The organism is Lentzea miocenica, assembly GCF_033949945.1.
In the GTDB taxonomy this organism is placed as follows: Bacteria; Actinomycetota; Actinomycetes; order Mycobacteriales; family Pseudonocardiaceae; genus Lentzea; species Lentzea miocenica.
This window is the reverse complement of record NZ_JAXAVW010000017.1, coordinates 114,641-135,068: the sequence shown is the minus strand read 5'-3', so window position 1 is coordinate 135,068 and position 20,428 is coordinate 114,641. Positions and strand designations below refer to the sequence as shown.

At 69.3% G+C, this 20,428-nt stretch carries 10 protein-coding genes and 1 riboswitch; of the genes, 8 read left to right on the top strand and 2 right to left on the bottom strand.

Annotated features, from left to right (window positions below; genetic code table 11):
- Positions 1–15 precede the first annotated feature (15 nt).
- Complete coding sequence (locus SK803_RS21835) at positions 16–2,814, bottom strand: AfsR/SARP family transcriptional regulator (RefSeq protein WP_319967893.1); 2,799 nt, start codon at positions 2,812–2,814, stop codon at positions 16–18.
- 72 nt (positions 2,815–2,886) lie between these two features.
- Here SK803_RS21835 and SK803_RS21830 point away from each other — a divergent pair, with 72 nt between their 5' ends.
- From SK803_RS21830 to SK803_RS21795, 8 genes are all read left to right on the top strand, one after another.
- Positions 2,887–5,439 carry an ATP-binding protein gene (locus SK803_RS21830; RefSeq protein ID WP_319967892.1) on the top strand — a complete coding sequence of 851 codons (2,553 nt, stop codon included), beginning with the start codon at positions 2,887–2,889 and terminating at the stop codon, positions 5,437–5,439.
- 33 nt (positions 5,440–5,472) lie between these two features.
- A complete protein-coding gene (locus SK803_RS21825) occupies positions 5,473–6,060 on the top strand; it encodes a nitroreductase family protein (RefSeq protein WP_319967891.1) in 588 nt (195 codons plus the stop codon).
- Positions 6,051–8,984 carry an AfsR/SARP family transcriptional regulator gene (locus tag SK803_RS21820; protein ID WP_319967890.1) on the top strand — a complete coding sequence of 978 codons (2,934 nt, stop codon included), beginning with the start codon at positions 6,051–6,053 and terminating at the stop codon, positions 8,982–8,984. The genes SK803_RS21825 and SK803_RS21820 overlap by 10 nt, the downstream gene beginning before the upstream one ends.
- A gap of 346 nt (positions 8,985–9,330) precedes the next feature.
- On the top strand, positions 9,331–12,231 hold the full coding sequence (locus SK803_RS21815; RefSeq protein WP_319967889.1) for an AfsR/SARP family transcriptional regulator: 2,901 nt from the start codon (positions 9,331–9,333) through the stop codon (positions 12,229–12,231).
- Positions 12,232–12,255: 24 nt separating this feature from the next.
- Entirely contained in the window at positions 12,256–14,286 is a 2,031-nt protein-coding gene (locus SK803_RS21810; RefSeq protein ID WP_319967888.1) for a tetratricopeptide repeat protein, read from the top strand.
- A gap of 360 nt (positions 14,287–14,646) precedes the next feature.
- Positions 14,647–15,195, top strand: coding sequence for a Uma2 family endonuclease (locus tag SK803_RS21805; protein WP_319967963.1), 549 nt, complete (start codon positions 14,647–14,649; stop codon positions 15,193–15,195).
- Between the two features lie 144 nt (positions 15,196–15,339).
- Positions 15,340–17,520: a terpene synthase family protein gene (locus SK803_RS21800; RefSeq protein ID WP_319967887.1), complete on the top strand. Its 2,181-nt coding sequence runs from the start codon at positions 15,340–15,342 to the stop codon at positions 17,518–17,520.
- Between the two features lie 100 nt (positions 17,521–17,620).
- The gene (locus tag SK803_RS21795; RefSeq protein ID WP_319967886.1) at positions 17,621–18,709 is read left to right on the top strand and encodes an FAD-dependent monooxygenase; all 1,089 of its coding nucleotides are present in this window, start codon (positions 17,621–17,623) and stop codon (positions 18,707–18,709) included.
- On the opposite strand, the gene SK803_RS21790 is transcribed toward SK803_RS21795, so the two are convergent.
- A complete protein-coding gene (locus tag SK803_RS21790) occupies positions 18,703–19,026 on the bottom strand; it encodes a DUF6461 domain-containing protein (protein ID WP_319967962.1) in 324 nt (107 codons plus the stop codon). The two genes, SK803_RS21795 and SK803_RS21790, sit on opposite strands and share 7 nt — an antisense overlap.
- Before the next feature lie 1,328 nt (positions 19,027–20,354).
- Positions 20,355–20,426: riboswitch (adenosylcobalamin-variant (AdoCbl-variant) riboswitch) on the top strand.
- Positions 20,427–20,428 lie beyond the last annotated feature (2 nt).

Here is a 20,428-nt window from a genome sequence, read left to right as displayed (position 1 = left end):
CAGACGCCCTTGCCTTCAACCCTGGCCCCAGTTTCGGGCAGCAGCGCGGCTTTCGGGGGTACTCCTGCGCAAGCTTGCCCGCGGCAGCCCGAGTTCCGCGAGCAGCCGCTCACCCTCGGGTTCGCCCAGCCGCACCAACGTCCGCATCAGCTCCAACGGCAGCGAGATCCGGCGGAAGATCTCCGCTGCCTCCTCCCAGCAGGCGCGATCCCCCGTCACGTCACCGAGCCGCCGCAGGGCCACCGCCGTGCCCTGCGGATCACGGTGCTCCCGCAGCACCTCCAAAGCGGACCGGAGCCGGGAAACCGCCACATCAGCGCGCCCCGCCACGAAGTCCGCGTACCCGTGCACCACGTCGAGGTGCGCGAGCCCAGGCCGATCGTCCATCTCCAGGATCGCCGAGCGAGCGACCTCCAGCGTCTCCACCGCCTCGCCGGGCCGACCGGCGTCGATCAACAGCTCCGCGTACTCCTTCAACCCCATCGACGTGAGGCGCGACGGCGGATCAGCCAGGAACGACTTCAAGACCACCGAAGCCTCAGGCAGACCGAGATCGGCCAGCGCGATCCCGAGCCCCCACCGCGTCAAAGCGTCGTGAACCGGAGTGCCGCAAGTAGCGAACTCCCCAGCGCACACACGAAAAGCAGCGACAGCCTCGAAGAGCTGACCGAATCGGGCAGCGGTCGCGGCCACCTGCCAGCGCGCCTCCGCGATCCCGAGCGGATCGCCGACCTGCCCCGCGATGGCCTGCGCCTCGGCGGCGAGGGCCGGGAGTTCCGCGTTGCGGTCCTGCTGCGTGTACAGGGCGAACAAAGCGCGGATGTTCACGAGTTTGCGCGGATCGGGGCCGGGCAGGCAGTCGATCACCGCGCGGGTGACGGCCTCGCCCTCGGCGAAGTACTGGCGCACCGAGAAGAACGAGCGGGTGCGCACGGCCAGTTCGGAGGCCTCGTCGGCCAGTGACAAGGACGCGGCCTGCTGGATGACGGCGACGAGGACCTCGCGTTCCGCTTCGAACCAGTCGAACGGGCGGGTGCTCGCCAGCTCCAGCGCCGTGCCGGGGGCGTTGCCCGGGATGAGGGCGTGGGACAGCACGGTTCCGTGGCCCAGGCGGTCGTCGGCGGTGGCGGCCAACGCCAGCAGGCCGTGGACCAGGCGTGTCACGGCGGCGCGCCGGTCGGCCACGGACTCCTGGACGACGAGTTCGGACGCGAACTCGTGCACCAGGTCGTGCAGGAAGAAACGCGACTGGCCTGCCTCGTCGACACCCGCCGGCTCGGCCAGGTGGCAGGACAGCAGATCGTCGAGCAGGCGTTCGCCGGCCTCCCACGGCTGGTCGGCGAACGCGGCCAGCACCCACGCCGGCATCGTCACGCCGCCCAGCAGACCGAGGCGGCGGAACGCCAGCGCGGCGGCGGGGGACAGGGCCCGGTAGCTCAGTGCGATGCTGCCGCGCACGTCGAGATCGCCGACCGCCAGCTCGTCGAGCAACGCGCGTTGGCCCACGAGCCTTGTCAGCAACCGGGCCGGGGTCATGTCCGGGCGGGTCAGGCGGGCAGCCATCACGCTCAAGGCCAGCGGCAGGCGTCCACAAAGGACAGCGAGTGACCGGGCCGACGAGACGTCACCGGACTCCGCGAGCATCTCTGTCGCGTCGTCCAGGTCCAGCACGGGAACGACGATGTGCCGGGCCTCGCGCAGCGCCGCCAGCGACCGGCGTGAGGTCACCAGCACGGCAGAGCCGGGATAACCGGGCAGCAGGGGGCGGACCTGACGTTCGTCCAGGGCGTCGTCCAGCACGACCAGCACCCGGCGCGAAGCCAGCAGCGAGCGGTAGACGGCGGCGCGTTCGTCCAGATCAGCGGGCACCTCGGCGGGCGGCACGCCCAGCGCGCGAAGGAACCGGCCGAGCACCTCGAAGGCGGAAGTCCCCAGCAGCTTGGCGTACAGCTGACCGCCGGGGTAGCGAGCAGCGAGATCATGCGCCACCCGCACGGCCAGCGCGGACTTCCCGACGCCGCCCTGCCCGGTCAGCACCACCACCGGCAGCGCGGAAACCACCTCGGCCATCAGCGCCGACCGTCCACACAGGTCTGAAGGCGGAGGGAGCTGACGTGGACCGGACACACCGGTGTCCAGGTCCTGGCGCAGGATCTGTTCGTAGAGCGAGCGGACAGCCGGAGAAGGAACGACACCCAGCTCGGCGTCCAGCAGATCACGCAGGCGCTGGTAGGCGGCGAGCGCATCGGCCTGACGCCCGGCCAGGTAGTAGGACCGCATCAGCAAAGCGACGAGGGTCTCGCGGTACGGGTGCAGGGCGACGAGCGCGCGAACCTCCTCCAGCACGTCCTCACCGGAGTCGAGATCCGCGCCGATGCGCAGTTCCAGGGTCGCGAGCCGCCGCGCGTCCAGGGCTTCGGCGGCAGGGGCCAGCGCCGCGCTGCCCAGCCCGTCCAACGCGGGACCGCGCCACAACGCCAGCGCGCCGGCCGGATCGGAGACCACCAGCCGGTCGAACTCGGCCAGGTCGAACCAGCACCCCGCCAGGTCCAGCACGAACCCCGGCCCGCCGGCCGTGATCACCCCGTCCGGAGCACCCGCCGCCACCAGGTCGCGGCGCAACGACGTGGTCGTGTTGCGGATCTGACGGGCGGCGGTCCGCGGTGGCTCGGAGTCCCAGACGGCGGCGGTCAGCTGGTCGACGCTCACCACGCGGCCGGCGTTGAGCAGCAGCGCGGTGAGGACCTTGCGCTTGCGCGGGCCCACGACCTCACCAGGGGAGACGTCGAGTGGACCCAGCACACGAAATCGCACGAAAAACGACACTAGCAGCGCAAATGCGCCGACGGTGCGGAAACGGTGCACGCCGTCGGCAGGCTGCGGACCGTGACGGCTCAGATTGTCAGCGACCCGATCGCGGCCACAACGAGGGAAACCCCTCGGGTCGGCCGCGACCGCGAATGGCAGCAGCTCACCCGGCACCTGAACGACGGTGCCGTGGCCCTGGCCGGTGATCCGGGCATGGGCAAGTCCACGTTGCTCGGCGCCCTCGCCGCGCACCACCCGCGCGTGCTCGCCGGGCGGATCGGCGAGTTCGAGCGCAGCATCCCGTTCGGCGTGTTCGTGGACGCGCTCGGCGAACACTGGACGCTCGACCTGGGCGCCGACCTCACCGCGACCGGGAGGCACCGGCTGCACCGCGAGATCAGGTCGTTGCTGCACGACCTCGGCGACGTCCTGCTGGTGCTCGACGACCTGCACTGGGCGGACGCGGCGTCGATGGACCTGCTCCACCACCTGATCCGGCATCGGCCGCCGCACACCAAGATCGCCTGCGGGTTCCGGCCGCGGCAGCTCCAGATGCAGTGTCTGCCGGTCGTCGAACTCGGCCCGCTCACCAGGCCGGAAGCCGCGGAACTGTTGAAAGCGCCGGTCAGCAAGGCGCTGTACGAGGAGAGCGGCGGCAACCCGTTCTACCTGGAGACGCTCGCGGGTGGATCGGAGGCGCTGCAGGCCGCGCTGAGAGGCGAGATGTCCGTCCTGGCACCGCGAACGGCCAGGTTGTTGCAGGTCGCGGCCGTCATGGGCGACCAGTTCGATGCCGGTGTCTTGGCGGAGATCGCGGACCTGGACGTCGAGGACGCCCTCACCGCGCTGGACGACCTCATCGCCGCCGACCTGGTCCGGCACGACCAGCGCGCCTACCACTTCCGGCATCCGACCGTCCGCAACGCCGCCTACCACTCGGCCCCGGTCGCCACCAGGCACAAGGCCCACATCAGAGCCGCGAAGGTGCTCGAACGCCTTGGCGCACCAGCGGAAGCCCGTGCCCACCACGTCGAACTGGCCGCGACACCAGGGGATCGGCACGCCGTCGGCATCCTGTCGGCCGCCGCGAAGTCCGTGATGCACAAGGCTCCGGCGACCGCGGCCCAGTGGTACGCGACGGCGCTGGCGTTGAGCACCGACGACGAGTGGGAACTGCGCTGGGGGCACGCCCGCGCGCTCGGCCTTTCCGGACGTCTCAACGACAGTCGTACCGCAGTCCACGACCTGCTGAACGTCTTGCCCAAGGACCATCCGCAACGGCTCGACGTCGTGGCCTTCTGCGCCCACGTCGAACGTGCGCTCGGCCTGCACGCCGAGGTCAGGGCGCTGGCGGCACGGGAGCTGGAATCCGCGCAGGACAACGCGGTGCTGAAGCTCGTGCTGTCGGTGTCACTGCTGCAGGTCATGGAATCGGCCGAGACGATCGCCTCCCTGCTGGCGGACGTTCGTGAGATCGCGCAACGCGAGGGCGACGCGGTCCTGGAAGCCGGCGCGGCCGCGGTGGCCTCGCTGTCGGACGGCGACGCGTCCCGGCTCACCTCCGCCGCGTCCGCTGTGGACGGTGCGACGGACCAGGACGTGGCCCGCAGACTGGAGTCCGTGGTCTGGCTGGCGTGGAGCGAACTGCGGCTCGGCCGCTTCCGAGAGTCCTTGAGGCACTACGAACGCGCTCTCGCCGTCGCCCACTCGACCGGGCAGCACCACGTGCTCGGCAACCTGCTGCTCGGCGCGGCGAACGCGTTGCGCTGGCTCGGATGCCTGAAAGAAGCCTGCGAGGGCGCGGCGGAGGCGGCCGAAGCGGCGTTTCTCAGTGGTAGCAAGGACCTGCACGCTCTCACGCTGTCGGTGCACTCGTGGCTGCTCACGTTGCGAGGCGACTACGTCACCGGGCTGGAGGTGGCGCGCCGAGCCGTCGACGTGGCTCGCGCGATCGAGGGCTGGCATCCGACGATCGCCCGGATCCGCGTTGGCCACGCACTGCTCGCGGCGGGGGAGAAGGACGCGGCGGCGTTCGAGATCCTCTCGGCAGGTGGCGGCGCGGAACTGCCCAAGGTGCCGCCCGCCTACCGCCCGGAGATGTACGAACTTCTCGTGCAGGCAACAGGTTCCGCCGAATGGGCCGAGCACGCCTCTGCAAGTGCCGAGCGGGCCGGACTGCCGGGCTGCCTCGGGTTCGCGGACCTGGCGTGGGCCCAGGTGCACCAGGCACGCGGCGAGCACGCGGAAGCCGGGCAACGAGCTGCCCAGGCCGTGCGCCACTTCGACGCGGCAGGTCAGCAACTCGAGGAGGGACGAGCGCGGCTCACCAGGGGTGCCGCGCTCGTCTCCCTCGGCGCACGGGCGGAGGGCGAGGCCGAACTCCGCCGCGCACAGGAGTTGCTGGCCGCCTGCGGTGCGCCGATCCCGGCCCAGGACGGGCTCGACGCGCTGACCTCACGCGAACGCCAGGTCGCCCAGCTCGTCGGTGAGGGCCTGACGAACCGCCAGGTCGCCCGGCAGCTCCGGATGGCCGAGAAGACCGTCGAAGGACACCTGTCGCGGATCTTCGCCAAGCTGGAGGTGCGGTCCAGGGCCGGGGTGGCAGCCCAGGTAGGACGCCTCGGTCGCTGATACGGTCGAGGTCTCTATCTGGGGGAGGTTGACGTGGAGTTCCAAGATGTCGTCCGGCGCAGGAAGATGGTGCGCAGGTTCACCAGCGAACCGGTCAGCGACGAGAGCATCCAGCGGATCATGCGCAACGCCGTGCGTGGCCCGTCCGCCGGGTTCTCGCAGGGGCAGGGGTTCCTGGTGCTGCAGGGCGAACAGCTCAAGCGGCTCGCCGAGAAGTTCGAGTGGTGGGCCGCCGACGAGGTCAAGTCGGCGCCGGTCGTCGTCATCCCGTTCTCGGCCAAGGACGTCTACCTCGACCGGTACGCGCAGGCCGACAAGGGCTGGACGGACCGGGCCGAGGACAACTGGCCGGTGCCGTACTGGGACATCGACACCGGCATGGCGTCGTTGCTGATCCTGCAGACCGCCGTGGACGAGGGCCTCGGCGCGGTGTTCTTCGGAACGAGCAAGGACGAGTGGCCGGCGCTGCGGGCGGAGTTCGGCGTGCCGGACATCTACTCGCCGATCGGCATGATCGCGATCGGCCACCCCGCGGAGGAAGGCGTCTCCGAGGGTGCTTCGCCGCGGACGCGCAAGCGCTTGCCGTTCGACGAGATGGTCCACTGGGGTCAGTGGAAGTGAGATCGTTCGGCCTGCTCGGGCCGTTGGACGTGGTGCTCGACGGGCACCGCGTCCACGTCCCGCCCGGCAAACGGCGGGTGGTGCTCGCCGCGCTGTTGCTGCGTCCCGGTCAGGTGGTCGGGATCGACGAACTGGTCGAGCTGGCCGGTGGTTCGCGCAACGCCCTGCAGACCACCGTCGGCCGGCTGCGCGAGGACCTCGGCCGGCCCGACCTCGTGCGCACGAAGCCCGGCGGTTACCTGCTGGACGTGCGGCCGGACGAGGTCGACGTCCACCGGTTCGACCAGCTGGAACCACCGCAGGCGTTGGCTTTGTGGCGCGGCCGCCCGTTCGCCGACATCGGCAGCGACGCGCTCGAACGCGACCACCTGCCCGCGCTGACCGAGAAGTACCTCGCGACACTGGAAGCGCGCATCGAGACCGATCTGCGCAACGGCAAGCACGAGCGGCTCGTCCCCGAACTGCGCACGCTCACCGGCCAGAACCCGACCAGGGAACGGATGTGGGCGCAGCTGATCGTGGCGCTGCACCGCTGCGACCGGCAGACCGAGGCGTTGCAGGCCTACGAGGACATCCGCACCAGGCTCGCCGAGGAGCTCGGCCTCGACCCCGGCAAGGACCTGCAGAAGGCCCACCAGCAGGTGCTCACGGCCGACAACCGGCCGAAGTCCCGCAACGACCTGCCCGGCGACATCCCCGACTTCGCTGGCCGCGCGGAAGACCTCGACGAGATCCTCGCCGCAGTGCCGTCCGGATGCGTCGCGATCACCGCGATCGACGGCATGGCGGGCATCGGCAAGACCACGCTCGCGGTCCGCGCTGCCCACCGGCTCGCCCGGAAGTTCCCCGACGCGCAGCTGTTCGTCGACCTGCACTCCTACACCGAGGGCGTCGAACCGCGAACCCCGTCGGACGCGCTGCTGGCGTTGCTCACCGCGCTCGGCGTGCCGGCCTACGACATCCCGGACGGCCTGGACGCCCGCGCCGCCCGGTGGCGAGCGGAAATGGCCCACCGCAAGGCACTCGTGGTGCTGGACAACGCGGGCAGCGCCGCCCAGGTCCGTCCGCTGCTTCCCGGCACCGGTCTGGTGCTGGTCACCAGCAGGCGCCGGCTCGTGGACCTGGACGCCGCGCACACCGTCTCGCTCGACGTTCTGTCCGAAAAGGACTCGATCGACCTGCTCACCGGCATCGTCGGGAAGAGGGCGGATCTCGATGACTCTCGCGAGATCGTCCGGCTCTGCGGTTACCTGCCGCTGGCGGTGCGGATCGTCGGTGCCCGCTGGCGCACCCGGCCCGCGTGGACGGCGCAGGACGTCACCCGGCGGCTCACCGAACACCGGCTGACCGAGCTGACCGCGGGCGAACGCAGCGTCGCGGGGGCGTTCGCGTTGTCGTACCAGCAACTCACCCCTGATCAGCAGCGCCTGTTCCGGCGGCTCGGCCTGCACACGGGCGAGGACTGGGACGCCTACCTCGCGGCCGCGGTGATCGGTTCGACGCGTGCGGAAGCCGAACGCCTGCTGGACGAACTGCTCGACGTGCATCTGGTGCAGCAGATGGAGAACGGCCGCTACCGGTGCCACGACCTCCTGGCCGAGCACGCGAAGGCCAGTGCCGAGCAGGAGGAGGCTGAGGAGGCGGTGCTGCGCATCCTCGACTTCTACTTGCACACCGCGGCCCTGGCGGAGTTCCGGATGTCGCCGGGCCGCCCACAGATCGATTCGGTCGTGCGGTACCGGCCGTTCGATCCGCCGCCACTCGCGACAGGCCGGCAGGCGGTGAAGTGGTGGGACACCGAGCGCAGAAACCTCAGGGCGGCCGTGTACCTGGCGGCCTACCGAGGCTACTACGCGCACGCCTGGCAGTTGCCGCACCACCTCGCGATCTTTCTGCTGTTGCGCGGTCACGGACGCGAACGGATCGAGCTGCAGAACGTCGCGCTGGCTGCCACACACCAGCTCGGTGACCTGAAGGCACGCGCGGAGGCCTTGCGGGGCCTCGGATCTGCCTACATAGCCCGCCATGACGCCCAGCCGGCCCGACATCTGCACGAGGCGCTGGAGTTGATGCGCCAGATCGGTGATCGGCGAGGGCAAGCATCCGTTTTCCGGCTGCTCGGCATCATCGCGCGGGAATCCAACGAGCTCGACAAGGCGCAGGAACACTTCGAACGCAGCTTGGAGCTGATGCGGGTCGCGGGAGCGCCGACAGACGAGGCGAACGTACTGCACCACCTGGGCCTCGTGTACGTGCTTCGGGGTCAGAATGACGAGGCACTCGCACACCTCGAATCAGGGCTCGCGTTGTTCGAAGAGCACGATGACGTGCCGCGGTCGGCAATAGCGTTGCAGGACATCGCCTTCACCCACTACTACCTGGCTCGTGACGACGAATGTGTTGCCTGCCTCGAACGTTCACTGCCGGCCTTCCAAGAGTGCGCAGACTGGCGGGGCGAGGCAATTGCGCGGGCAGAGTTCGCCTATGTAGCGCTGGAGTTCGGCATGCCCGGCAAGGCGCTGGAGATGGCTCGCGTGGCAGCGGAATTGTGCCGGGCCAACGTGGGACTGGCCGACGACGACGAGGTTCTCCGGACCATGGACCAGATCGAGGACCATGCCGGAGAACTGGAGGTGGCGTTCGTGCTGGCCATCCGCGCAGAGCTGGAGGGTCGGCTCGCCGAGGCTGTGCGATACGGCGAGCGGAGCCTGCGGGGGATCAAGAAAGCCAGGCGCCGGTGGATGGGGGACCGAGTGCTCGGTCAGTTGTGCCGGCTGCACCTGGCGCTCGGCGACCGCGAGACCGCCATCCGCTACGGCGAGGAGGCGGTCCAGTGCGCCGAGCGCCTGCGTCAGCCGCGTGCGGTGGCCGTGGCGAAGCGGATCCTCGCTACAGCGACAGAGCCAGCAGCACCAGCGTCGTAACGACCGCCGCGACCAGTGCGAACGCCACGTACTGGGCGATCTTGTCCTTCGTCCTGCGCATCCCCGGCTCCCCTCGGTGGTGGTGCCACCGAGGGTGTGGGAGTGCGTCCACACATCGTCCCCACCGCGATCACACCGTCCTGAGATGCGGTGAACGGCGAAATTCCGGAGATGCGCTGAATTGCTCGGAAATGGAGTCCGCGCAGCACCCGGCGAGCATCGATCAAGAGTGCTCTGAACGGCAGGTCACAGCACGTCACAAGCACTGAGGGCAGCCGCCGGTCCCGTCTCGCCACCGTCTCACTACCGCTGCCGCAACCAGCGAAAATGGCCCTACGGTGGCGCGGTGGAATTCGGGATTCTGGGCCCTGTCCAGGCACGCGACGGGGGCGTGCGGCTGGAGCTCTGCGGCGCGCGCGGGCAGAAGGTGCTCGCCGCGCTGCTGCTCGCGCCGAACCGGGTGGTGTCGCTGACCCACCTGGTCGACGTGGCGTGGGACGGGGAACCGCCGTCGACCGGCAAGCACCAGATCCAGAAGTCGGTGGGCGACCTCAGGGCGGCGCTCGGGGCGCCCGGCATGATCGTCACCGACGGGCCGGGTTATCGGCTCGTCCTCGGTGCGGCGGCGCTCGACGTCGTCACGTTCGAACGGCACGTGGCGACCGCGCAGACCGTGGAACCCGCTGAGGCCGTGCGGTTGTTGCGCACGGCGTTGTCGTTGTGGCGCGGCCCCGCGCTGGCGGGCCTGAACAGCCAGGCGTTGCGGGTCGAGGCCGAGCGGCTCGACGAACGCCGGATCGCCGTCGCCCAGCAGTGTTTCGGACTGCAGCTGGAACTCGGGCAGCACGAGCAGGTGATCACCGAGCTGTCCGCGCTGGTGGCCGCGAACCCGTTCCGCGAGCAACTGGTCGAGCAGCTGATGATCGCGCTGTACCGGTCCAACCGGCAGGCGGACGCGCTGGAACTCTACGACCGCACCCGTCGACTGCTCGCCGACGAACTGGGCGTGGATCCCGGTCGCAGCCTGCGGTCCGCGTACCAGGCGATCCTCAACCAGGACAGCGAGTCCGCTCCCGTCTCCCGGAAAGGTCCCGCGCAGCTGCCGGCCGACCTGGCGCGGTTCACCGGCCGTCAGTCCTCTTTGGACGAACTGGACGCGAGTCTGGCGGCGCCCACCGTCGCGATCACGTCCATCGCCGGCACCGCGGGCGTGGGCAAGACGGCGCTGGCCGTGCACTGGGCGCACCGCGTGCGGGACAGGTTCCCGGACGGCCAGCTCTACCTGAACCTGCGCGGCTACGACGACGCCCCCGCCGCGACCCCGGCCGAGGCGCTGACCCAGCTTTTGCGCGGTCTCGGCGTCGAGCCGGACCAGATCCCCGGCGAGGTGGACGAGCAGGCGAGCACGTTCCGCTCGGTCCTCGCGAACCGGCGGGTGCTGATCCTGCTGGACAACGCGGCGAACGAGGACCAGGTCCGGCCGCTGCTGCCGGGCACGCCGGGGTGCGCGGTGATCGTCACCAGCCGCAACGACCTGCGCGGGCTGAGCGCGCTGGACGACGCCCGCCGGGTCGAGTTGGACCTGCTGGCACCGGCCGAGGCGCACACGTTGATCAACCGCGTGCTGGGTTCCGCACGCGCCGATGCCGAACCGGACGCGGTCGCGGACCTCGCCGCGTTGTGCGGTTACCTGCCGCTCGCGATCAGGATCGCCGCCGCGAACCTCGCGTGCCGGCCGCACGACCGGATCGCGGACGCCGTCGCGGATCTCGCGCGGGGCGACCGGCTCGCGCAGCTCGTGATCAGCGGCGACCGGCGGGCCGCGGTGACGGCGGCGTTCGAGCTGTCGCTGAAGTCGTTGCCGGACGAGGCCGCGCGGCTGTTCCGGCTGCTGGGGTTGTTACCCCGCACGGACTTCACGGCACGCACCGCGTCGGCGCTGATGGGCGTGCACGACGTCCGGGGGCTCATCTCGATGCTGGAGAGCGCGAGCCTGATCGAGCCGCACACCCGCGGCCGGTTCCATGTGCACGACCTGCTGCACCTCTACGCACGGGATCTCGTCAGCGCCGAGGAAGACGCCGAGAAGGCGCGGCTGCGGTTGCTCGACCACTACCTGCACACCACCGACGCGGCACTCGACCTGCTGGCACCGGAGATGTACCGGCTCGACCGGAACGGTACTTCGCGGTTCTCGTTCGACAGCGCGGAGGCCGCACTGTCCTGGTTGGACGGTGAAGGCGAGTCGGTGGCGACCTGTGCGTTGCGGGCCGAGCCCGCGCGCTACCGCTGGGAGCTGGCGGACTCGTTGCGCCGCTGGTGCCGGCTGCGCCGCTGTTTCGACCGGTGGCACGAGACGTCGTCGGCCGGGCTCGCCGCCGCGGAGGAGGAGGACGACCGGCGCGGCCGGGCGGCGATGCACCTCTCGCTCGGCACGCTGCACTGCGAGCTCGACGGGCGGCAGGGCCTCCCGCACCTGGAAGCGGCGCTGGGGCTGTACGAGGAGATCGACGACGAAACGGGGAAGTTCCACTGCCTCAACAACCTCGCCGTGCTCCAAGTCGCGCTCGGCCGCACCCAGGACGCGATCGGCCTGCTGCGCCAGGCTCTGCTGTTGACGGACGACCCGAGGCAAGCTGCCGCCGTGCACCTCAACCTCGGCCTGGCCGCGGCGCGGTCCGGCCGGCTCCGTGAGTCGTTGGAGCACTGCGAGCGAGTGGACTTCGCGCTGGGCGAGATTCACGTGTTGCCGGGCCTTGTGATCGTGGGAACCACCCGGCACCGGCTGGGGCAGCTGGACGAGTCGGCCGAGGCGCTGCGGCGCGGGCTGAAGCTCGCCGAATCGCTGGGGCGGGAGGAGAAGGAGGCCGAGTGCCTGGTCGACCTGGCGCGCGTCCTGCACGCGTCCGGCGACGGGGCCGCCCTCGAACTGGCGGAACGTGCGCTCGTGCAGGCCACGTCGTTCGGGTTCCTGATGCAGCGCGGCAGGGCGTTGGCGACGCTCTCGTTGCTGCGGCTCAAGGCGGGTGAGGTCGAACGGGCGCACGAACTCGCTGTGGAAGCACTGGCGGTGCAACGGGAGACCGGATTCGTTCTGGGGCAGGCGGAGTCGTTGCTCGCACTGAGCCGCGCGGACGACCCGGATTCCGCCGCGCACCTGCGGGAAATGCGAGCGATCGTCGCACGGGTGACCGGAGTCGACGGCGGTGATCCGGCGGGCGTTCTGTGTGAGACTGATTTCGACTGACGGTCTCCGGCGGAGGGAGCGGTTGTGCGGACCGACCTCTTCCCACGCCCCCACCAGCTGCCCGCCGCGATCTCCGACTTCGTGGGACGGGAGGAGCTGGTCCAGTCCGCAGTGGACTTGATCGCCCCGTTTCCGCAGGTGGTGCTGCTGACCGGGCCGGTCGGTACCGGCAAGACGACGGTCGCCGTGCACGCCGCGCACCAGGTGGCGAACGGCTTCTTCCCGGACGGCCAGCTGTTCGTCCGGCTGCGTGGTACGACCCCGTACGAAGTGCTGGGCCGATTCCTCGCCTCGTTCGGGATGTCCGTTCCGGCGGATTTCGCCGCACGCCTGAGCGCCTATCGAGACGCTGTTGCGCGCCAATCACTTCTGTTCGTCCTGGACGACGCGACGAGCGTCGGGCAGGTGACTCCGCTGCTGCCGCACAGTCCTGGGTGCGCGGTGCTCGTGACGTCCCGGCACCGGTTGCGGTTGCCGCACGTGGTCGAGGTCGGCGCGCTGGAACCCGTACAGGCGATGACGTTGCTGGGCAACCAGATCGGTCCCGCACGGCTGTCCGGAAACCATGCGGAAGCCCTGGTGGCTGCCACGGACTGCCTGCCGCTGGCGTTGCGGATCGCCGGCGCCCGGCTCGCGGCGCGGCCGCACTGGCCGATCTCGCTGCTGGTCGACCAGCTCCGTGGCCCGCGGCTGGACGTGTTGGCACACGGCGGTTTGTCCATCCGGGAACGGTTGGAGGAAACGTCCGGCGACCTGAGCCTGCACGCACGCCGGCTGCTGGGTCTGCTGGCCGCGCTCGGAGAACGGCGGTTGCCGTCGTGGGCGCCCGTCGCGGCTTTCGGTGACGTGCGCGGGCAGTCCGCTGTGGACGAACTCGTGTCCGCGCATCTCGTCGAAACCGACGGCTCCGGTTATGTCGTGCCCGCACTGGTGCGGGAGTTCGCGGAGGGGCAGGCATCCACCGCCGACGCCCTGCGGCGCGTGCTCGGCGGCTGGCTGTACCTGGTGGATCACGCGCGGGCCGCGGTGTACGGCGGCGAGTTCTCGGTCGTGCGCGGCTCGTCCGTGCGTCAGGTGGTGCGGCTCGACCCGTTGCTGCGGTCCGACCCGTTGGCGTGGCTGGAATCCTTGCACGCGAACCTGTGCGAGGCGGTGTTGTTGGCAGCCGAGGCCGGCCTGGACGAGCTGAGCTGGGAGCTCGCACACCGGCTCGTGACGTTGTTCGAGACCCGCACCGACTACGACGGCTGGCAACGCACGCACGACATCGCACTGGCCGCGTGCGAGGCGGCGGGCAACCTGCGCGGCTCGGCCGTGCTGCGGTGCTCGCTCGCGTCGTTGCACATCAGCCAGAGCCGCTACGACACCGCGCGAGAGATGACCGTGCTCGCCAAGGACGTCTTCGAGGACCTCGATGATCTCGCCGGGCTCGGGCTGGTCTACCGCAACCTCGGCATCGTGTCGCGGTCGTCGGGTGAGCTGGCACAGGCCCGGCAGTGGTATCAGCGGGCTTTGGCGGTGTACGAACGGCTGAGGGACCCGATCGGACACGCGTCCGTGTTGCAGCTCCTCGCCCAGATCGACCTGTACGACGGCGACCCCGCCGGTGCCCTGTCGAGGCTCAACGCCGCGGTGGACGTGTGCGGCGGGGTGGGGCCGGCTCGCGTGCTGGCGCAGATCAACTACCGGCGGGGCAAGCTGCTGGCCGCCGAGGGACGGCACGACCAGGCTTTCGACGTGTTGACAACGGCTTTGGACCTGGCACGCGCCGCACGGGATCGTCGTGGCGAGAGCTTTGTGCTGTATGCGTTGGGGCGCAACGAGTTCGCGCGCGATCGACGCGGCTCCGCACTGACGTTGCTGCGCGAGGCCGCGGCCATCTGTGACACCAACTTCGACGTCGTCGGCGCGGCCAGGGCCCGGATGGAACTGTCCCGCGTGCATCTCGCGTGTGGCGAAACTCAACTCGCTTCCGAACTGGAGGCAGCGGCTCGTGCGGTTTACTCGGAATTCGGACTGAAACCGGTCCGGGGGGATTTGATCTTCCAGATGTAGGGTACCTGTGAAGTATTGCTCCAACCGAGTGCTTGGCTGGCCGGTAAGATTCCGTTAGGGTCGCATTCGCGAGCAATTGGCGGAGGCGACGGTGTTACCGAAAATCGCCCGAAAATTGATCAAAAATTAGCCACTTGTTCGATTGCAACCAAACCGCTGCTCCGTCCGGGTGGCGCCTTCCACGGCAGGACCACTGGACGCTCACCCAGCGGGACGGGCGTGACGGAGATGTGTGCGTGCAGTGGTGCGAGGTCGGCCAAAAGGGGCTTGTGAGTCGTGAGAATCGGACCAGTCTTGTCTAATGGCATCGCCGGTGTCCGTCCGGCGGACAGTGGCCTCGACGCGGGGGTGGAACGCACCATGGGTGGTGTCCCGACGTTTCCCCACGGCAGGCCATTGACGTGGGCGGACCTGGAGGCGATGCCTGATGACGGGCACCGTTTCGAACTTGTCGACGGGGTGTTGGTGATGAGCCCCTCACCCCGTCCCGTGCACCAGCGGGTCGTCGCCCGGCTGCTGGTGGCGCTGACGGCTGTCTGCCCGCCGGAGCTGGAGGTCCTTCCCGCTCCGGTCGACGTGGTGCTCGCGGACGACACGGTGTTCATCCCGGACCTGGTGGTGGGCCGGCGTGAGCAGTTCACGAAGCAGGCGCTGATGGGACCGCCCGTGCTGGCGGTCGAGGTCCTGTCGCCCCGGACGCGACACGTGGATCTGGAACTCAAGCGGGCGAAGTTCCAGGAAGTCGGCTGCGAGAACTACTGGATGATCGACTACGACAGTCCGTGGATGCGGTGCCTGCACCTCGAAAACGGCGTCTACGTCGAGCAGGCCCGTTCCGACGGCGAAGAGATCGTCGAGTTGCAATTCCCGTTCGCGGTGAAACTGAGCGCCCAGTCACTGGTGCGCTGAGTGCCTGCCGATCGAGATCGGCTGGGCTGAACGGGCGATGCCGCCCTACGAACGTGTAGATCAAGGTTTCACCATCTGGCGTGCCCGTGCGTTGGGCTGGTTGCGTGCATCGCGATACGTCCAACGCGCGGAGGTCCAACGCACATGCAGCCGTTCCAGTTGCCGGAGTTCTACACGCCCTACCCGGCCCGGCTGAACCCGAACCTCGAGCGCGCCCGCGTCCACACGCGCGCCTGGGCGCACGAGATGGACATGATCGACGTACCGCAGCACGGCACGGTGATCTGGACCGACGACGACCTCGAGTCGCACGACTACGCGTTGCTCTGCGCGTACACCCACCCCGACTGCGACGGTGAGACGCTCGACCTCATCACCGACTGGTACGTGTGGGTCTTCTACTTCGACGACCACTTCGTCGAGCTCTACAAGCGCAACCCGGACATCAAGGGCGCCCAGGCGTACCTGGACCGGCTGCCGCTGTTCATGCCGGTCAGCGGCGTCATCACCGAGGAGCCGACGAACCCGGTCGAGAAGGGCCTCGCCGACCTCTGGCGGCGCACGGTCCCGTCGCACTCGGTCGACTGGCGCGAGCGGTTCGCCTACAACACCAAGCACCTGCTCGACGAGTCGATGTGGGAGCTGCACAACATCAGCGCGAAGCGGCTCTCCAACCCCATCGAGTACATCGAGATGCGCCGCAAGGTGGGTGGCGCGCCGTGGAGCGCGAACCTGGTCGAGCACGCGGTCGGTCTTGAGGTGCCAGCGCAGATCGCCCTCTCCCGCCCCATCGGAGTCCTCAGGGACACGTTCAGCGACGCCGTGCACCTGCGCAACGACCTGTTCTCCTACGAGCGTGAGGTGCTCGACGAGGGCGAGCTGTCGAACAGCGTGCTGGTGTTCGAGAAGTTCCTCGACCTCCCCACCCAGGAGGCCGCAGAGGCCGTCAACGACCTGCTGACGTCCCGGCTGCACCAGTTCGAGCACACGGCCGTCACCGAGGTCCCGATCCTGCTCGACGAGCACGCCATCGACCCCATCGGCCGCGCGGCCGTCCTGGGCTACGCGAAGGGCCTGCAGGACTGGCAGGCGGGCGGCCACGAGTGGCACCTGCGGTCGTCGCGGTACATGAACAAGGGCCTCGTTCAGGCGGACACTCCGCTCGGCATGTCCGCGGCGAACATCCTCGGTTCGTACGTCAAGACCATGCCGCAACGGCTGAAGCAGTTCGCCGGCACGCCCAAGATCGTCGAACCCTACGAGGTGCCGTTCCACTTCCCGTTCCCGCTGACGCTCTCCCCGCACCTCGACCAGGCGCGCGAGGAGGTCATCGCCTGGGGCCGGGAGATGGGCCTCCACAGCGAGGGCATCTGGGACGAGGCCAAGCACCGCGGCTTCGACCTGCCGCTGTGCTCGGCCGGACTCGACCCGGACGCGACGCCGTTCGAGCTGTTCGTCTCCGGGGCCTGGCTGACCTGGGGCACCTACGCCGACGACGTCTACCCGTGGGTGTTCGGACGGCTGAGGGACCTCGCCGGGCTGAAGGCGCAGACCATCCGGCTCAAGCAGTGCATGCCGCTCGACCTCGTCCCGCAGCTCGTCCCGGCGAACGCCACCGAGCGCGCGCTGGCGGACCTGTGGCTCAAGACCGCGGCGCCGATGCCCGCGCATTTCCGGGCGACGTTCCGGGAGACCCTCGACGCGATGCTCGACGCGTGGGTGTGGGAAGTCGTCAACATCCAGCAGAACCGCGTGCCGGACCCGGTCGACTACCTGGAAATGCGCCGGTCCACGTTCGGTTCCGAACTGACGACGTCGCTGAGCCGCTTTTCGCATTCGACGACGGTTCCGCCGGAGATCTGGGGAACGCGGGTCGTGCAGACCATGGAGCGGTCGGCCATGGATTACTGCTGCATGCTCAACGACGTCACCTCGTACCTGAAGGAAATCCAGTACGAGGGCGAGGTGCACAACATGGTGAGGGTGATCGAGAGCTTCCTCGGGGTGTCCCAGTCCCGGGCGTTCGAGATCACCTACAAGCTCATGGACGCCCGGCTCGCGCAGTTCGTCAAGTCCGCCGACACCGATCTGCCGAAGCTCTGCGACGACCTGTCGCTCGACGACGCCACCCGTGTGTCGCTGAGCCGGTACGCGGACGAGTTGAAGGACTGGATCGTCGGGATCGTCAACTGGCACAAGGAAACCTCGCGTTACGGCGAGGAGGAGCTGAAGACGCCGGTGAACGCCCACCTGCTGACGGGAGCGTTCCACCGCGGTCCGTCGGGACTCGGCACCTCGGCGGCCAGGGTCACCTCCCGGACCTGAGCCCTGACCGCGGCTGACCGTCGCTGACCACGTTCGGTCAGTGGACGGTCAGCACCGGTCGGCACCTTGTGGGCACCATCGACTCACAGGGGGCAACACCATGAAGAACGTCCTGATCTCCGGCGCCAGCATCGGCGGACCCGCGCTCGCGTACTGGCTGCGCCGCTACGGCTGCACCGTCACGGTGGTGGAGCGGGCGCGCGGTCTGCGGCCCGGCGGCCAGGCCATCGACGTGCGCGGCCCGGCGCTGGAGGTCGTCGAGCGGATGGGCCTCGGCGACCGGCTGAGGTCGTTCGACACCAACATGCGCGGCATGAACATGGTCGACGCCGAGGGCAACGAGCTGTTCCGCTCCACCACGCACACCCTCAGCGGCGGCGACCTCGACAGCCCCGACGTCGAGCTCCTGCGCGACGACCTCGCGAACATGCTGTTCGAAGCGGCCGACGGCGTGGAGTACCTGTTCGACGACACGATCACCTCGATCGACGGCACCCGCGTCACGTTCGAGAAGGCCGCGCCCCGCGACTTCGACGTCATCGTCGGCGCCGACGGCCTGCACTCCAACGTCCGCAGGCTCGCCTTCGGCCCGGAATCGGAGTTCATCAGCCACCTCGGCATGAACCTGGCCGTCTTCACCGCGCCGAACTTCCTGAACCTCGACCACTGGCAGACCTTCCAGCAGGGCGACGTCGTCGGCGGCGGCATCATGAGCGCCCGCTCGAACGCGGAATGCCGTGTCTACATGGGTTTCAACGGCGAGGTCTCCTTCGACCACCGCGACGTCGACGCGCAACGGGCGTTGCTCGCCGAGAAGTTCGCCGACGCCGGCTGGGCGTGGCCGACCGCGCTGAAGCACATGTGGGAGGCGCCCGACTTCCACTTCGACTCTATGAGCCAGATCCGGATGGACTCCTGGTCGCGCGGCAACGTCGTGCTGCTCGGTGACGCCGGCTACTGCGGTTCGCCGTTGTCCGGTCAGGGCACCAGCATGGCGTTGGTCGGCGCGTACGTGCTCGCCGGCGAACTCCGCGACGACCCTTCCACGGCTTTCCAGCGCTACGAGGAGATCCTGCGGCCGTACGTGACGGCCAACCAGGACATGGCGCTGCGCAACCAGGAACGGGGCGGGGCGCCCGGCGACGACTTCACCGAAGTGGTGAACAGCCTCAGTCTTCCCAGCTACTGATACATGTCCTGGATCGCGGTGGTGAGATCGTCCTCCGGAAGCACCCTGCCGGTGAAGCGGGTGACCGCCGTGATCCCCTTCGCGTTGGTGTGCCGCCAGTCGCCGAAGTCGAGTCCGTCGAGTGCGGCGGCGACCTCCGGGTCGTCGCCGAAGTCGGCTTCCTCCCACGGTTCCTCGGACGAGATCAGCTGCCCGTCGCGGGCGAACGACAGCCGCCTGACGGCGTTGACGTTCCAGAAGAGGCTGGCCGCCTTTCCGTTGCGGGACAAGCGTTCCAGTACTTCTCGTTGGGAGCCGACGTAGTTGTTGCACTCCACCACCACGGTTCCGCCGTCGATCTCCACGGCGATGGAGTCCTCTTCGAAGTCGTCGACCACGTCGTCGACGTCGAGACCGTTGACGACGGTGACGGCGCTGCCTCCCCGAGCAGCGCGGGCAGCCACCGCAGCCCGGCCTCCGGCGGGATCCTGACCTCGGGGGCGGGTTCACCGCGCAGGAGATGGCCGACGCGATCCGTCTTCTTGCGCACCAACGGTTCCGAGTGGGGCTCCGGCCAGATCAACAGCTCGTAGTGCTCCTCGTCGTCCCCGTCCCGCCCGCGCGCATGCACTCGAACGCGGAACTCTCCTGGCCACGGCGGCATTCCACCGTGACCGAGCCGCGCGTCACCCTGCTCGGCGGTGAAGCTCGCCTCGGCCACCTCGTCCCAGTGCGTGATCTCCTCCTCACCGGGGACGTCGAGCACCACCCGGACCGACACCGGCACCGTGCCCTCCGCGATCCCGGTGCGCACCGCGAACCCGGTGCTGATCGCTGCCACGAGTCCGGTGGCCCCGAAGTCCGCATTGTCGAGACTCGGCTGTTCCACGAACACGAACTCGTGGGCGAACACCGGAACGTTCGTCGGCCAGGACGAGCCGATGTACTCGGCCCTCCGCTTCTCCAGCACCGCCTGCTCGTACGCGGGAGGCTTCGGGATCGACGGCAACAGCAGCGCGGTCACGCCGATGGCGACACCGATGATCGCCACCGGGTCGGTCGCGGTCGGCGTGCCGATCGCCCGCAGCACCGCCGCCGACACCGCCACGGCCAGTGCGAGATGCGCCGCGCCGTGCTTGGCGATGATCGAGGCTTCGTCTCCGCTCACCTCACTGAGGTCGAGCAGCCCCGCCATCGACCGCACCTGTTCGGTGACCAGTTCGGTCGCGCCGCGGTGGACAGCCGTGACCATGGAGACCGGTGTCTTGAGCGCGCTCTGGCCGTTGGACGAGATGAGCGAGAAGAGGCTGCCGTCCGGGAGCGGCTGCAGGCCGGTCACCACCGCGGCCGGCGCCGTCAGCGTCAGCCCGGCCACGCCCAACTCCAGCGCGCCGAGCAACCGCTCCGCGGTCAGCCCCGCGAAGTCGTCGAGCGCTCGCTGGACGGGCGTGCCGTAGTCGGGACGACCGGTCCACTGGCGCGGTTCGTACCTGCCGAGTTCGGCGGCTGGAGCGGCCGGGATGAGCGCCTCGATCGACGGCACGGCCGCCATGATCATGTTTTCGAATTCCCCCACACCACGATTGTGCCGGTGGATGGCCCAGCTCACAGCCATTTGACTCGGATTGATCCCTCCCGCACGATCCTTGGTTGACAACAGCATCCGCACGCCGCGGGGGAAGCCGGTGAAACTCCGGCACTGACCCGCAACGGTGATAGTCCGACTGCCCGTGGCGCGCG

Bases quoted from the DNA above. Each gene is read 5' to 3' on its own strand.
- SK803_RS21795 (WP_319967886.1), top strand. From the start codon at position 17,621: ATGAAGAACGTCCTGATCTCCGGCGCCAGCATCGGCGGACCCGCGCTC.
- SK803_RS21805 (WP_319967963.1), top strand. From the start codon at position 14,647: ATGGGTGGTGTCCCGACGTTTCCCCACGGCAGGCCATTGACGTGGGCG.
- SK803_RS21800 (WP_319967887.1), top strand. From the start codon at position 15,340: ATGCAGCCGTTCCAGTTGCCGGAGTTCTACACGCCCTACCCGGCCCGG.